The organism is Pseudomonas putida group bacterium ESBL64 (genome assembly GCF_045277175.1).
Classification (GTDB): Bacteria; Pseudomonadota; Gammaproteobacteria; order Pseudomonadales; family Pseudomonadaceae; genus Aquipseudomonas; species Aquipseudomonas alloputida.
The window spans coordinates 1,064,628-1,079,969 of record NZ_CP145799.1; the positions used below are offsets into that span (position 1 = coordinate 1,064,628).

Consider the following 15,342-nt stretch of genomic DNA (forward strand, 5'->3'; position numbering starts at 1 on the left):
GTCAGTGCTCCACCTTGATGGCTTCGAATTGCGTGTCGTGCATGACTTCTTCGACCGAGCGACCGGCACGGACAGCGTCGACCATGCCGGCTTGGCGGCGGTCAATACGCTCGGCCAAATCAAGCACTTCCTCGATGGCATTGGCCGGCACGAAAACGGTGCCGCATTCGTCGGCGATCACATAGTCACCCTCATCAACTTCAATACCAGCCATGCGAACTTTGACGGCCGCGTCGATCTGGATGAGCCGGTTGCGCGCGCTGATCATGGTCACGCCGCGACCGAAGACCGGGTAACCGATATCGGCACTGCCGCGGATGTCGCGGCTGAAGCCATCAATGATCGACCCACGGATGCCTTTGCGCTGGGCCGCGTTGGCCAGGATGTCGCCCCAGCTGGAGATACCGTCGACGCCCCCTGCAATCACCAGCACGCGGTCGTCGGTAGTGACTCGTTCTACCACCGGGGTAATAAGGTGAACCGTGGGCGCCACGTCTTGCTTGGGCCCCAGTTGCACGGTGCTTGCCCGGCCGACAATTTTGGGGCAGTTCCAGAGCGGCAGCAGGCCGTTAGTGGCGCCAGGCAGTTCGAGGAAGTCCAGCGCGTCCGACACTGTGTTGGTATCGAGCGCAGCCAGGCGTTCAAGCGGGGCTTTCAAGCTCATCTGTTGCAGGCCTCTTGTAGGTGAGGCTTGAGTATCGGCGCCGAGATTTGATACGTATATTACGAAGAAGCTAAGCTTGTTATATCCTAAACCTATGGAAAAGCGCCGTGATCAACTTTCGCTTGATACGCCACCTTTGGCTGTTCCTGGCTGTGGCAGAAGACCAAAATTTCAGTCGCGCGGCCAAGCGGCTGGGTATGTCGCAACCCCCGTTGACCGAGCAGATCCAGGCGCTCGAACAGTCGCTACGCGTTCAACTTTTTACCCGTTCTCGCCGCGGAGCACAGCTGACTGCCGCCGGCGCCGCGATTCTTCCCGCGGTCCGGAAATTCGCTGATCAACTGGAGCGACTAGAGTTGGCGGTTCACGAAGCCGTCGCAGGCCATGCCGGCGTGGTGACCATCGGAGCCATTACATCGGCGATGATCGACGTGCTACCCCCGTTGATCGAGCGCTTTAAACAGAACCATCCGTTGATTACGGTATCGGTTCGGGAGATAGATAGCGCGGAAGCCATACCCGCACTGGAGGCGGGTGATATCGACATTGCATTCGCACGCCTGGAAGGGAATCTCGGTCGACATATTCAATCCTTGCCGTTGTCCGAGGATAGGCTGGCTGTGGCACTACCCAAAGACAATCCCTTGGCCGCCAGGGAGTCAATCTCTCTACAAGCCCTCGCGGATGAAACCCTGGTCATGGCTTCACGAGATGTGAGTCCTGTGTACTTCGACTACCTGGTTGCGCAGTGCAAAGCCAGCGGCTTCGCACCACGCATCGTCCACCAGGTGCGGTCCGTATCGTCACAAGTCGCCTTTGTCAGTTGCGGACAGGGCATCGCATTGGTACCGACGTCTATGGGTAAACTCGCGCCGGAGAACGTCCTTATCCGCCCCCTGCATCCCGAAGTGAAAGTGGTGATCACGGCCATGGCCTGGCATAGCGAGCACAAAAACCCATTGGTGGAGGCAATGATCGACCATGCAAGACAAGATTTGCAGTCATAGGCCGGGCGTATGACAGGGTTCGTGGCTTCGTATTTTACAAATCACTTGGCGCGTTCAACATTGGGGACTCTGTTATAGGAGTTTGATCCGTGTCCCATGCAGCTCGCTTCACGTACGAGAAAATCCCACTGAGCATCGATGGTGTGCAGCTCGATCTGGCGGTGATACACCGCACCGGCCCAAAAACGCCCATCATGTTCCTCCACGGATTCGGTTCTACAAAAGAGGACTATGCCGATATCACCCTGCAGGCGTCTTTCGAAGGACACCCCTTCATTGCCTATGATGCGCCAGGCTGCGGTGAAACGGAGTGCGCCGACCTCTCGCGCATCAACATCGCATTCCTGGTGAAAACCGCGCAAGCCGTGCTCACGCATTTCGGAATCGACAAGTTCCATCTGGTAGGCCATTCCATGGGGGGACTTACCGGCTTGGTATTGGCTCACGAGGAGCCTGATCGCGTTAAAAGTTTCGTTGATATCGAAGGCAACATTGCACCTGAGGATTGCTTCCTCAGTCGACAGATCCATGATCATAACCGTGATGACGACGTGGGCTTCTTCCGTGACTTTATCGATCGCACTCGGCTGGCTTCGGATCCTGCAAGTGCACTCTATGCGGCCAGCCTTGCGCATAAAGTACGGACCGGCGCGGTGCGTGGCATTTTCGAATCCATGGTGGATTTGTCCGACAACGCCAAGTTGATGGACAAGTTCCTCGCACTGCCCTTCCCGCGCCAATACATGTATGGAGTCACCAACTCACACCTGTCGTACCTTGACCATATCGCAGCACAAGGCGTGGAACTGGCGTGCATCCCTGATTGCGGTCATTTTCCGATGTATTCGAATCCCGCCCTGATGTGGAAGCACATCAAGGCTTTGCAAGACCGCACCTGAGCGAATCATATCTTTAAACACGCGGCTGAGTCGGCCGCGTGAAGCTCGCACTCCCCCAGTAAAAATAACAATGAGGTTGCGCCATGCTCGAAGCCATCAACGGTTTTCTTTCGGGAAAGCTGCTCATCGTCCTGGTCGTCGGACTAGGCACTTATTTCACCCTCAAGACACGCTTTGTGCAGCTTCGGTATTTCCTGCACATGTTTAAAGTTTTCAAAGACAGCCTCACCAGCAGTTCAGCGCAAATTAGCTCGTTTCAAGCGCTCATGTTAAGCCTCGCGGGTCGGGTAGGTGCAGGCAATATTGCCGGCGTTGGAGTCGCTGTAACAATGGGTGGTCCGGGTGCTGTCTTCTGGATGTGGGTCACCGCTCTGGTTGGCATGGCGACCACGCTGATGGAATGTAGCTTGGCCCAGTTGTACAAGCGTAAAGATGCCAGCGGCCAATTCTACGGCGGACCGTCCTTCTACATTGAATACGGGTTGAACAAGCGGTGGCTCGGCGTACTGATGGCAATCTTGCTCACCGTCACCTTTGGCTTTTCATTCAACGGTCTGCAATCGCATGCTGTAACCCACTCCCTGCAAAATGCCTTCGGCATCGAGCCTACCCATTCGGGCATCGTCCTGGCGGTCGTGCTGGGGCTGGTATTTGTAGGCGGCATCAAGCGTATCGCGAAGGTGGCAGACCTGCTGGTACCGGTGAAGACGCTAGCCTACGTAGCGGTAACGCTCTACGTGATTGTTTTGCAGTTCGATCACGTGCCAATGATGCTGCTGACCATCATCAAAAGCGCCTTCGGCCTGGACCAGGCATTCGGCGGCCTCATTGGCAGCGCCATCGTAATGGGAGTCAAACGAGGCGTGTTCGCCAATGAAGCCGGCCTGGGCAGTGCTCCCAATGTCGCGGCAGTGGCTGAGGTCAGGCATCCAATTTCTCAAGGTGTGGTACAGGCGTTTAGCGTGTTCTTCGACACGTTCGTCATTTGTACCTGCACTGCTCTGCTGATCCTGTTGTCCGGCTTCTACACCGCCGGCTTTGCCGGTGACGGTCTGGTTCTGACCCAGAACTCACTCGCTGCGGTTGTGGGCGACTGGGGGCGCATTTTCATTAGCGCTGCACTGGCATTGTTCGTGTTTACCTCGATCCTCTACAACTACTACCTCGGCGAGAACAACCTGAAGTTTATCCTTGGTGAAAGCCGCAAGGTCCTTCTAGCCTACCGCGCAGTCGTGCTAGCACTCATCCTCTGGGGCTCGATGGAAGACCTATCAACCGTATTCGCGTTTGCCGATATCACCATGACCCTTTCCGCCCTGGTGAACCTGATCGCCCTGACGCTACTGTGCAAGGTTGGCCTGAGGCTGCTCGCAGACTACGACAAGCAACGTAAAGCGGGTGTTACCGAACCCGTCCTGACCGCCAGTGCCTTTCAGGATGTGAATATCGACCAGAGTATCTGGGCTCAACAACCCCCAACGCCCTTAGATAACCCAGCGGTTGTGGTTAGCCACCGCTAAATCCGGCTGTGGCGACGGGGCCCGTTACGTGGCCCCGTTGCCTGCTTCGGAGGTATGCTTTGCCGGGGGGAGTATCTGCACTCCGACGTAACCGCTAAAAATTTCAGAAACAATCAGGGGTATTGAGGAGATCAATCTGGGCCTGGGCCGCATGACAGGTCTCTACGAACCCCTTGTGATTTGTCCGATCAGCGTGGCCAACTATTTGCGGACACACTGGCTTGCCACTTGATTGTCGAAGTCGGTGTCCATTCCCAAGAGTATCTGCGGGACACCTGCTACCCCATGCGCAGTCAACAACAGCAACAAATGTTTCCTTAGATCTGTGCCTGGCCACCGTCTACGAACAATTCAGCCCCGTTCACGAAGCTTGAGTCTTCACTGGCAAGGAACACGGCTGCATTGGCAATCTCGATGGGCTCACCCACCCGCCCCAATGGCACCTGCGAGGCCAGGTAGTCGAGCAAGCCTTGCTGTTGTGTTGTATCTGGGCCAGCCAGGTCGACCAGGCCGGGCGTACGCGTTGCGCCCGGGCTGAGGGTGTTGACCCTGACAGCGCGATCTTTCAAATCCAGAATCCAGCTCCGTGCAAAGGCCCGAACAGCCGCCTTAGACGCGGAGTACACACTGAATGCCGCAGTGCCCGAGCTACCGGCCGTGGAGCCGGTCAGAATGATCGACGCTTTCGGCGCCAGTAGCGGCAGCGCCTTCTGAACCGTGAACAACACGCCTTTCACGTTGCGATCGAATGTATCGTCGTAATGAGCTTCGGTGATCTCACCCAAAGACAGCATGGAGCCGCCGCCGGCGTTGACAAACAGCACGTCGAGCCGACCATGGTTTTGGTTAATGCGGGCATACAACGTATCGAGCTGCTCGAGCTTCGTGGAGTCGACGGCAACACCGGTGGCGTTGCCAACCAGTTCCACCGCCTTGTCCAATTCAGCTTGACGGCGACCGGTGATGTAGACGTGAGCACCCTCTTCAGCGAAGCGTTTGGCGGTGGCCAAACCGATGCCAGTGCTTCCGCCAGTGACCAGTGCGACTTTACCTTCCAGTTTCTTGCTCATGGTGTTTCTCCCGTCGGGATTGCGATTTGGTGTGGGAGAAGCGTATCGACCTCTAAATAATTTCAAAATAGAATCATTTGAAAGTCATCATTGCAGAATTGAAATGCCAAGAATTCCGGATTTTGAAGGGCTTGCCATGTTCGCCAAGGTGGCGGAGGAAGGCTCTTACGCGGCCGCCGCCAGGGCAATGGGTGTGTCGGTTCCCACGGTATCGCGTGCGGTTGCGCGCTTGGAGGAGCGCCTGGGTGGTCGCTTGTTCAACCGAACGTCACGTCAACTCTCTGTGACCGAGTTTGGTCAACGTATGGTTGACCAGGCCAGTGCGTTGTATCGCCAGGCTGAAGAAATGGAAAGCGAAGCCCAAGAGCTGTCGGTACAACCACGCGGGTTGGTGCGGCTGGCTGTGCCCATGTCGTTCGGCTTGCGCTGGGTCGCGCCGTTACTCCCAGCGTTGCTGACGCTCTATCCAGAGCTAGAGCTTGATCTACACCTATCTGATTCGACAGTTGACCTGGTGGCCGATGGTTTCGATGCGGCATTGCGGATCGCGGCCCTCCCCGATTCCTCCCTGGTTGCTCGCCGAATTTGCTCGGTGACCCAATTCCTCGTAGCAGCCCCGTCATATCTGGCCCGGCGTGGCCATCCATCTCATCCCCGCGACTTGGCCGCTCATGCGTGTATGAGCTACGCCTATCGAGCACGGAGCCAGGTGTGGCGTTTCACTCACGATAATGGCAGCGAGCAAGATGTGGCCCCGCGCGGTCCCCTGCGCGTCACCAACTCGGATGCATTAGTCGCACCTTTGCTGGCGGGGGTTGCAATCGCTGAGCTTCCGGAGTTCATCGCCGCCGAATATCTCGCCGATGGACGTCTACAGCACATCTTGCCTGAGTGGCGCATGACGCAGGGCGGTCTGTATTTCGTGACGCCATCAGCCCGTGCACGGCCGAGAAAAGTTCAGGCCCTTTCCGACTTCTTCGCGGAGCACCTTTCAAGCCCAGCCTGGAGGTAATCAGCGCCAAGCTGGCACAGGGAGTATGTTAGTCGCGTGAGGACATGGCGTCTTACCTCCTGGCCCTCCTGAAGTTTTCACCCACAGCGGCGGAATGACGTGGATTTCAATCCCGTTTTCCTACCGACAAATATCAATGCCCCGCATCAGGACAGTTTGTACGTAAACCCCGCCCGCGCGAGCTCGAGGAGGTGCTTGATATTTATCAAGTCCGTCTACCTACATTCGTCGAGACTCTTTACCAAAGGACATCGGAGCGTACACAGAAGCTCGACCTCGAGAACCACAGTTTGGCCCCCACTAAACAGCCGAAGAACCTCCCTTGGGAGCGCGCGAGAAAAGAAGGGGCAATGATGGCAACCGTCACGCGGAAACCCGGAAGGAGCACTGATGTATTCAAGCATCTTTTTCGCGTGGGGGCTGGCAGCCATTACTGTGGTTGTGCATGCCGTCGGTCTGGCCTTGATGCTAAAGTTTCTGTCCCGCAGAAACAATGTTCCCCTACGGCAACTAGGCGCCATCAGCGCGCGGTTGGTTTGGGTTGTCTGCTACATGATCATGCTGCATTTGATCGCTGTCTCGATTTGGGCGACATTCTATGTGTGGCAGGGATCTCTGCCTGATTTCGAAACGGCGCTTTACTTCTCTGGAGTGACCTACGCGACCATCGGCTACGGTGACGTGGTGCTGGTGAAACCCTGGCGCCTATTCGGGCTGATTGAAGGGTTGACGGGTATCATCATGTGCGGCTTATCCACGGGTGTGTTCTTCGCCGAGGTCAATCATATCTACCAAATGACCCATGCCGACAAGGACCGCGGCGAAAAAACCTGAAGTATTGCGCTACCAGGACTTCATGACTACGACGCCGTCAACGGCGTGGCGTCCTGATCCTGATAGTGCAGGATCGCAGCATGAGCGTTGAACAGCATACGCTCGCTCCCGAGTTTTTCGTCGAACCCAGCACGCCGTACCATTTCAAGTACACCAGGGTTCAACCCCGCCAGCCAGAGACTGGCACCGAGTTCGCCCAAGTGTTTTTCGCCTTCAATCAGAGCTTGCAGTGCCGAGTATTCGATGTCGGGAACGGCACTCATGTCCCAGACCACCACATGTGGATGGTACTGCGCTTCCAGCGCTATGACCTGCTCCTTGACATAGTCCGCGTTAAGGAAGAACAGACGTCCCTCCGGCCGCACGATCAACAGCCCCGGGAAAGTCTCATCATCTGGGTGGTCCTCCGATAAAGGCCGAAGCACGTCGGTACCGCGCTTGCGACCCAGGACGTACACATGCGGACGAGCCGTCTGATAGGCCAGACTGACCAACGATACGACGATTGCCACCGTGATGCCCTGCAGCGTGCCAAACAACAGCACACCAAACGTCGCTACGAGCGCCCAGTGGAACTCCATCGGGCGCACCTTGCGAATAGCCAGGAATTCCCGGGGTTGAATCAGCCCGACCGAGTAGTAGATGACGATGGCCGCCAATGTAGCGTGAGGCAGATACCCGAGAAGCCCCGAAAGCAGCAGCATCGTGGCGAAAGCCATGCCGGCAGTGACAATCGAGACCGCTTGAGAGTGGCCTCCGGTGGCGCGGACAACCGCCGTCTGCGAAGTACCTCCACCGGCGGGCATCGCCCCCAGCAGTGCGCCCCCGAGGTTACCCAGGCCGGTAGCAACCAACTCGCGGTTTGCATTGATCGGGGGATCGCCTGGCCGGACAAAGGCACGACCTGCTGCAATCGTTTCGGTAAAGCTCATCAGCGCGATCCCGAGCGCACCCGGTATCATTTGTTCAACCAATGTGAGATCGGGCAGTGTGATTGGGGGTAACCCTGCTGGAATCAAGCCGACAGTCGAAACGCCGAGCGCCTGCAGGCCGAAGTACCACGAGGCGGCGATACTCCCTGCCACCACAACAAGTGGTGCTGGCGAATGTGGCCACGCGCGTTCCATTGCGATGAGGATCAGGAACGCCGCTGCAGCGACCGCGATCGTGATCAGAGAGCTCCTGGGTACATGATGCACAATGTTGAGGAGATCGAGAAAAAAGCCCTGTTTGGCGATGTGGATGCCGAGAAGTTTTGGTACCTGATCCAACACGATCACAAGGCCGACACCTGCTTTGAAGCCGCTCAACACCGGGGAGGAAATGAAGTTCGCGAGAAAACCCAGGCGTATCAGCCGCGCCAACAGCAGCATGGTGCCCACCATTGCGGTCAGTGTTGCCGTGGCCGTGATCAGCTTCCCGGGGTCACCATCGGGTACTGCCAGACCGATCTGCGCACCGGCCAGAATCGCCAGCGTGGCGGAGGAGCTGACGCTAAGCACTCGCGACGTGCCCAGGAATGCGTAAATCAACATTGGGACGAAGGCCGTATACAAACCGACGGCAACAGGCAAGCCGGCGACAGTCGCGTAGGCCATTGCCTTGGGTAGTACGACTGCAGAGGCCGTGAGCCCTGAAACGACGTTGAGGCGAAGTGACGCCGTGTCAGAGTGGGCTGTGCTTGAGGCTTTCAGATGCAGTTTCACACGGCCGCTCCTGATGGGTTCTATTGCCTGTTACGCGCAAAGACTCTCGGCATTCGCGCTGACACGGAGCTGACCCGTAAGCTCATTTTAAAGTCACCCTTGATCAGCTCAATCTCGCGGCCAACCTTCACGTTTTCTCTCTTCGGATATGCCGATTACGAATAAAAACCTTCACGCCGAAGGGCGCTTTGATTCTGTTGACTATTAACGACAGCCTTGTAACGCCGCCGAAGAATTTTCGTAATATTACGGGTTGCCCACCAAGGCGGAGTATTTATTGACCGCAGATGCATCGAAGTTTCTTCCGGATAAGTGCTAGAGACTTGAGAAATATCAAATATTCCCAATAAACGCATAGCCATCGCATGCGTCATTCTGGTCTGTACTCATCCAGGGCGCTCACGGTTACCTCGTGCTGCAACTTGATTTTTGTCAGAAGTGCCACCCTCTGCGGGTGCTAGCGTTGTGACAAGAGACGGGCTATGCATCTGTTCAAGTGAGCTTCACGGAGAAGAGTATGCGCTGGAACATTAATGTTGTCAGACAGCCTGTCGGTTTGCCCATCGCTATTGTCCTAGGCGCCTTAAGTCTAGTTGCCGGCTGCGGCAAAGAACCCGTCTCCCCTGCGCATAACCCGCCTGAAGTCACTGTGATGACGGTCACCGCCCGCGACACGCCAGTGACTTTCGAATTCGTTGCCCAGACCCAAAGTTCCCGCGAGGTGGAAATCCGTGCGCGCGTGGCCGGTTTCCTTGATAAGCGGCTGTACACCGAAGGCGATTTGGTCAAAGCCGGACAAACGCTGTTCCAGATGGACCGCAAACCGTTTGAGGCCGCGCTGTTGTCGGCCCAAGGCCAACTGGCCCAGCAACAAGCTCGCTGGGAGGTAGCCAAGTCCACGTTGGCGCGGGTACGGCCGCTGGCGGCGCAGAATGCGGTCAGCAAGATGGACCTTGACAATGCGGTGGGCAACGAACGTGAGACCCATGCCGCCGTATTGGCCGCAGAGGGTACTGTGCGTACCGCGCAGTTGAACCTCAGCTACACCACCATCAGCTCACCCCTTGCCGGACTTTCAAGCTATGCCAAAAAACAGGATGGCAGTTATGTGACGCCAGGTGAGTCGGGGTTATTGACTTCGGTGTCACAGATGGACCCGATGTACGTGAACTTCAGCCTCTCGGAAAACGAGACGCTGAAATACCGCGACGAGATAGCCGCCGGCCATCTCATTTTTCCACCGCGTAGTGATTTTATCGTTGAAGTGGTATTGGCTGACGGCACCGTGGCGCCCAACACTGGCAAGGTGAATTTTCTGGCACCTTCCTACAGTCAGGATACTGGCACCTTCCTGGTTCGGGCAGTGCTCGCCAACCCCGATGGCTTGCTGCGTCCTGGTCAGTTTGTGAGAGCCCTGGCCAAAGGCGCTACGCGACCCAATGCCATTCTTGTGCCGCAAAAAGCCGTGCTGGAAGGTTCCAAGAGTCACTTCGTGTGGGTCCTCAATGCCGAGGGAAAACCTGAGCAACGCGTGGTTGAAGTGGGTGACTGGCAAGGTGACAACTGGTTCATCAACAAGGGGCTACGGGTCGGCGAGCGCATCGTGGTCGATGGCGCGATCAGGGTCACGCCAGACGGGCCATTGAAGATCGTCGGTATACCTGGCGCCTCGTCAACAGGCTCAGCCGATGGGCAAACAGCAAAAGCCGATGAGGGGAAAAGCCAGTGAGCATTTCCCACTATTGCATTGACCGGCCGATCTTCGCTTCGGTGATCTCCATCATCATCACCCTGGCCGGTGCGGTGGCCATGCTCAAGCTCCCTGTTGCGCAGTACCCGGATATAACGCCGCCGCAGATCACGGTGGCCGCGACATACCCCGGTGCCGATGCGCAAGTCGTGGCCAATAACGTGGCCGCGCCCATCGAACAGCAAGTCAATGGCGCCGACAACATGATCTACATGAACTCGTCGAGCTCCGCGACGGGCAACATGACCCTCAATGTTTTTTTCGAAATAGGCACCGACCCTTCGTTGGCGCAAGTCGACGTGCAGAACCGGGTCAATCTGGCCCTGCCGCAACTGCCCTCCGCCGTGCAGAGCCAGGGCATCCAGGTACAGAAAAAATCCTCGGCCTTCATGATGGTGCTTGCGGTGTATTCCGCCGGCGACCGCTACGACAGCACCTATGTCGCCAACTACGCCAACCTTTACATCCTCGATGCGATCAAGCGGATTCCAGGGGCGAACCAGGCCAGTATCTTCGGCACGCCAGACTACGCCATGCGGATCTGGCTAAAGCCTGACCGTATGGCCCAGCTGGGCATCACCGCCGCCGATGTACAGAAAGCCGTCGCCAATCAGAACCAGCAGTTCGCCGTAGGCAGGGTCGGCCAGTCGCCTACGGGGCAACCGGTGGAGCAGTCGTTTGCCGTGACCACCAAGGGACGCCTGACCGAGCCTTCGGAATTCGAGAACATCATCTTGCGTGCCAGCAACAACGGCGCGGCGGTTGTTCGACTCAAAGACGTTGGACGCGCCGAGCTGGGGCAAAAAGACTATTCCTTGCGCAGCACCTATCAGGGCCGGCCAGCGACGCTGATTTCCGTGTACCAGCAACCCGGCGCCAATGCCCTGGATGTTTCCGCAGCAGTGACCAAGACCCTCTCGGACATGAAGGCCACGTTTCCCGAGGGCATCGAGTACAAGATCGTGATGGACACCACGGCCTTTACCCGAGCTTCGATTTCCGAGGTAATCCACACCTTCTTCGAAGCCCTGGTACTGGTGGTTATCGTGGTCTACATCTTCCTGCAGAGCCTGCGGGCCACGCTCATTCCGGTGCTCGCGGTGCCGGTGTCGATCGTCGGCACGTTCATCGGCATGTCCGCACTCGGGTTTTCGGTGAACATGCTGACGCTGTTTGGCATGGTGTTGGCCATCGGTATTGTGGTGGATGACGCGATCGTGGTGATCGAAAACGTCGAACGCAACATGCAGGTGCACAAGATGACGCCCAAGGACGCGGCAAAACGGGCGATGGATGAAGTGGCAGGCCCGGTGGTGGCCATCGTCCTGGTACTGTGCGCGGTGTTCATTCCGGTGGCCTTCATGGGCGGCATCACCGGTCAACTCTACAAACAGTTTGCGATCACCATCGCCATATCTGTAGTAATTTCCGGCCTGGTCGCCCTGACCTTGTCCCCCGCCCTGGCCTCCCTGCTACTCAAACCGCAGCACGGTGACAAGAACGCCTTTTTCCGCTGGTTCGAACGCAGTTTCGAGCGCTTGACCGAGGGCTATTCACGCTCGGTGGCGTTCATGATCAAGCGCTTTGTGCTGGCATTGCTACTCTTTGCCGGCATGATCGTGCTGATCCTGTTGATGGCCGAGCGCATCCCCAGCGCGTTCCTGCCACCGGAAGACCAGGGCTACTTGCTTGGCGCGGTGATCATGCCCGACGCTGCCAGCCTGGATCGCACCGCCGAGGTCGGCAAACTGGCCAGTGACTTCTTCATGAAGGATGAGGCCGTCGAAGGTGTCGCGATTGTGAACGGCTACAGCCTGCTCGACGGCCAGAACAAGAACAATGCCGGTGCGTTTTTTGTCGGTTTCAAGGATTTCGAGGGGCGTTACAAGGACGCCGAAACCATCAAGGCACAAAGCGCCCCCGCAGTGATCCAGAAGGCCACGCGGGCGTTTTCCACGGTTCAGGGAGGGATCATCTTGCCGGTCAACCCACCGTCCATTCCCGGCCTGGGTACCACCGGAGGCATGGAAGTCTGGGTTCAAAGCAAGGGCGACGGCAATGTCGACCAACTGGCGGAACTGGTCGCCAATCTGGTGGCGAAAGCCAAGACACGTCCGGAGCTGGGCGTCATCACCTCCACCTTCAACGTGTTTTCCCGTCAATTGATGGTCGACGTCGATCGCGAGAAAGCGGAATCCCTGGGCGTACCGGTCGAAGATGTCTACAGCGCCATGCAGACCATGTTCGGCTCGCTCTACGTCTCGCAATTCAACAAGTTCAGTCGCCTGTGGCAGGTGATTCTGCAGGCCGAACCGGCCTATCGCTTGAAGGCCGAGGACCTGCAGCAGATCTTTGTGCGCAGCAAAAACCTCGACATGGTGCCGCTCAAGGCCTTGCTGACAACCCGCTACGTCACCGGTCCTGACCTGCTAACACGCTTTAACAACTTCCCGGCGGTCAAACTCACAGCGAACCCGGCGCCAGGCTACAGTTCAGGCCAGGCACTACAGGCTCTGGAGGAGATCGGCGCGGAAATCATGACCAATGACTATGCGCTGGCATTGAGCGGCGAGGCATTCGAGGAAAAAAAGAGCGGAGGTGCCTCCTCCCAGGTGTTCATCTTCGGCCTGGTGATGGTGTTCCTGATCCTCGCGGCGCAGTACGAAAAGTGGTCACTGCCCGTGGGTGTGCTACTGGCCGTACCCTTTGCCTTGTTCGGCGCCCTGCTCGCCGTCCTGCTTCGGGGCTTGAGCAACGACGTCTATTTCCAGATCGGCTTGACCATGCTGGTGGCGCTGGCCGCCAAAAACGCCATCCTGATTTTCGAATTTGCGGTATTGAACCGGGAAACCGGCATGTCGACCTACGATGCCGCGATGACCGCAGCAAAAGAACGTCTGCGCCCTATCGTAATGACGTCCCTGGCGTTCATCCTCGGCTGCGTGCCTCTGGCCATTGCCGTCGGCGCCTCGGAGAATAGCCGTCACTCCATTGGTACCGGTGTAATTGGTGGCATGCTGGCGGCGACGGTGATCGCGATCTTCTTCATCCCTCTGTTCTATTATCTGGTGGAGCGAATGTTCGGGGAAAAGGACAACGCCCAAACAGCCGCCAAGCCAACTGCTTCGACGCAGGCTCCGACGATTCCCGACGGCGCGGCACAAAACCGACATGAGGGGGATTGAGATGCGTAAGCCTCCTATCCCGCTGATGTTGTGCCTGAGCCTGGCGGGTTGCATGGTGGGGCCAGACTACCAGCCCCCGAAAATCGACACCCCCGCTGCCTACCGTTATGCGGACAAGGAAGCAAAAGACCTGTCGAATACGCTGTGGTGGGAGCAGTTCCACGACCCGGTCCTGAATGAACTGATCCGCACGGCGCTGCTCGAAAACAAGGACATCAAGATTGCCGCCGCGCGGGTCGAAGAATTCCAGGGCCGTTACGGCCAGACCCGTTCCCTCTTGTTTCCACAAGTCGGTCTGGGCGCCCAAGGGCAGCGCTCCCGTTCGCCGCGGGACACCGGTCCGGTCTCGCTGGACCCATCGGTGGACCCGGTGTTCAACAACTACCAGGCCATTCTCAGCGTGAACTGGGAGCTGGATATCTGGGGCCGGTTGCGCCGCCTGGATGAATCCGCCCGAGCCGATTTGCTGGCCTCGGAAGAAGGCCGTCGAAGCGTGATCTTGAGTCTGGTCGCTTCGGTTGCGTCGAGCTACGTGACCCTGCGTGACCTCGACCGGGAACTGGAAATCGCCCGCACGACCGCCAAGGCTCGCAGTGAGTCCTACGAAATATTCAAACTGCGCTACGGTGCCGGCACCATTTCCGAAATGGAACTGGCACAGAATCAATCCGAACTCGAGCGCACCCAGGCGTCAGTTGCGCAACTCCAACCCCTGGTCGCGCAACAGGAAAACGCCTTGGCCGTGCTGCTTGGGCGTAACCCTGGGCCAATCATCCGCGGCCGTGACCTGGCCCAACTGAATCTGCCAACGGTGCCGGCCGGCTTACCATCAGACTTGCTTGAACGGCGACCGGACTTGCGTCAGGCAGAACTGAATCTGATATCGGCCAATGCACAGATCGGCGCTGCCAAGGCTCAATACTTCCCGACTATTTCCCTGACCGGCCTGTTAGGTTCCGCCAGTAACCAACTGTCGAACCTGTTCACTGGACCCGCTTCCACCTGGTCCTATGGTGTGGCGGTAAGCATGCCAATCTTCACAGCCGGCGGTATTGCCGGGCAGGTGCAGCAAGCTGAAGCCATCCAGAAACAGGCGCTGCAAATTTACCAACAGTCGATTCAATCGGCGTTCAGGGACGTGGAAAATGCCTTGGTCGCATCGAGCAAATCCAGAGAACGGATGGCCTACCAAGCCAGGCAAGTCGAGGCACTGAGCACTTATGCCCATTACGCACGGTTGCGCTACGACAACGGCTATACCAGCTACATCGAGGTGCTGGACGCCGAGCGCAGCCTGTTCGACGCCGAATTGGATTACACCCGCACCCGCGGTTCGGTGTTCACCAACATGATTGATCTGTACAAGGCGACTGGTGGTGGCTGGGTGACCGAGGCGGACAAACTGACAGCAACTGCCAATCAAAAGCGACCATGAGCATGATGGAGACACCGTTTCGGCAGACCGGTTTAGCCGTGCCAACGCCAGCGGTAGCTGTACCTTGGCCCTCTCGAGGTTAAACACTTGCGCTGGAAGGACAGTGTCGCGGGATGACGGATACGGCTCACAGGCAAACCACAAAACGCTCCCGCCAAGGCTATGAAATGTGCGGTTTTCCAAGCGGAGCATCCACGCAGCTCAGGGGCAGGCTGCTACGCTTTTGTGATGGGACCGAACCATAACGCGATCTTGCTCCT

11 protein-coding genes are annotated in these 15,342 nt (G+C 57.5%); 8 read left to right on the plus strand and 3 right to left on the minus strand.

Annotated features, from left to right (window positions below; all coding sequences use genetic code 11):
* Position 1 precedes the first annotated feature (1 nt).
* Positions 2-664, minus strand: a complete 663-nt coding sequence (locus V6093_RS04820) for an RraA family protein (protein WP_180688137.1) — start codon at positions 662-664, stop codon at positions 2-4.
* A 107-nt stretch (positions 665-771) separates the two neighbouring features.
* Between V6093_RS04820 and V6093_RS04825 the strand changes: the two genes are divergently transcribed.
* The 3 genes from V6093_RS04825 (at position 772) to V6093_RS04835 (ending at position 4,090) form a co-directional block, all read left to right on the plus strand.
* Positions 772-1,671: a LysR family transcriptional regulator gene (locus tag V6093_RS04825; protein WP_265979052.1), complete on the plus strand. Its 900-nt coding sequence runs from the start codon at positions 772-774 to the stop codon at positions 1,669-1,671.
* An 89-nt stretch (positions 1,672-1,760) separates the two neighbouring features.
* Entirely contained in the window at positions 1,761-2,570 is an 810-nt protein-coding gene (locus V6093_RS04830) for an alpha/beta fold hydrolase (RefSeq protein ID WP_406669719.1), read from the plus strand.
* Between the two features lie 83 nt (positions 2,571-2,653).
* Complete coding sequence (locus tag V6093_RS04835) at positions 2,654-4,090, plus strand: alanine/glycine:cation symporter family protein (RefSeq protein WP_406669720.1); 1,437 nt, start codon at positions 2,654-2,656, stop codon at positions 4,088-4,090.
* Between the two features lie 317 nt (positions 4,091-4,407).
* Here the strand turns inward: V6093_RS04835 and V6093_RS04840 are convergent, their stop codons facing one another.
* On the minus strand, positions 4,408-5,160 hold the full coding sequence (locus V6093_RS04840) for an SDR family NAD(P)-dependent oxidoreductase (RefSeq protein WP_060538616.1): 753 nt from the start codon (positions 5,158-5,160) through the stop codon (positions 4,408-4,410).
* A gap of 103 nt (positions 5,161-5,263) precedes the next feature.
* Here V6093_RS04840 and V6093_RS04845 point away from each other — a divergent pair, with 103 nt between their 5' ends.
* Both V6093_RS04845 and V6093_RS04850 read left to right on the plus strand, forming a co-directional pair.
* Complete coding sequence (locus tag V6093_RS04845; RefSeq protein WP_121783439.1) at positions 5,264-6,172, plus strand: LysR family transcriptional regulator; 909 nt, start codon at positions 5,264-5,266, stop codon at positions 6,170-6,172.
* Positions 6,173-6,562: 390 nt separating this feature from the next.
* Positions 6,563-7,006, plus strand: a complete 444-nt coding sequence (locus V6093_RS04850) for a potassium channel family protein (protein WP_004374840.1) — start codon at positions 6,563-6,565, stop codon at positions 7,004-7,006.
* Between the two features lie 26 nt (positions 7,007-7,032).
* Here V6093_RS04850 and V6093_RS04855 read toward each other — a convergent pair whose 3' ends face one another.
* Positions 7,033-8,712: a SulP family inorganic anion transporter gene (locus V6093_RS04855; RefSeq protein ID WP_274083866.1), complete on the minus strand. Its 1,680-nt coding sequence runs from the start codon at positions 8,710-8,712 to the stop codon at positions 7,033-7,035.
* 652 nt (positions 8,713-9,364) lie between these two features.
* Here V6093_RS04855 and V6093_RS04860 point away from each other — a divergent pair.
* Genes V6093_RS04860 through V6093_RS04870 form a run of 3 tightly spaced genes read left to right on the plus strand, consistent with a single transcriptional unit; the run spans position 9,365 to position 15,082 of the window.
* Positions 9,365-10,441, plus strand: coding sequence for an efflux RND transporter periplasmic adaptor subunit (locus tag V6093_RS04860; RefSeq protein ID WP_004374843.1), 1,077 nt, complete (start codon positions 9,365-9,367; stop codon positions 10,439-10,441).
* On the plus strand, positions 10,438-13,647 hold the full coding sequence (locus V6093_RS04865) for an efflux RND transporter permease subunit (protein WP_179052864.1): 3,210 nt from the start codon (positions 10,438-10,440) through the stop codon (positions 13,645-13,647). Before V6093_RS04860 ends, V6093_RS04865 begins: the two co-directional genes overlap by 4 nt.
* 1 nt (position 13,648) lies before the next feature.
* Positions 13,649-15,082 (plus strand): efflux transporter outer membrane subunit, encoded by a 1,434-nt coding sequence (locus V6093_RS04870; protein ID WP_014861895.1) that lies wholly within the window; start codon positions 13,649-13,651, stop codon positions 15,080-15,082.
* Positions 15,083-15,342: the final 260 nt, after the last annotated feature.

Bases quoted from the DNA above. Each gene is read 5' to 3' on its own strand.
- V6093_RS04820 (WP_180688137.1), bottom strand. From the start codon at position 664: ATGAGCTTGAAAGCCCCGCTTGAACGCCTGGCTGCGCTCGATACCAAC.
- V6093_RS04835 (WP_406669720.1), top strand. From the start codon at position 2,654: ATGCTCGAAGCCATCAACGGTTTTCTTTCGGGAAAGCTGCTCATCGTC.
- V6093_RS04840 (WP_060538616.1), bottom strand. From the start codon at position 5,160: ATGAGCAAGAAACTGGAAGGTAAAGTCGCACTGGTCACTGGCGGAAGC.
- V6093_RS04845 (WP_121783439.1), top strand. From the start codon at position 5,264: ATGCCAAGAATTCCGGATTTTGAAGGGCTTGCCATGTTCGCCAAGGTG.
- V6093_RS04850 (WP_004374840.1), top strand. From the start codon at position 6,563: ATGTATTCAAGCATCTTTTTCGCGTGGGGGCTGGCAGCCATTACTGTG.
- V6093_RS04860 (WP_004374843.1), top strand. From the start codon at position 9,365: ATGACGGTCACCGCCCGCGACACGCCAGTGACTTTCGAATTCGTTGCC.
- V6093_RS04870 (WP_014861895.1), top strand. From the start codon at position 13,649: ATGCGTAAGCCTCCTATCCCGCTGATGTTGTGCCTGAGCCTGGCGGGT.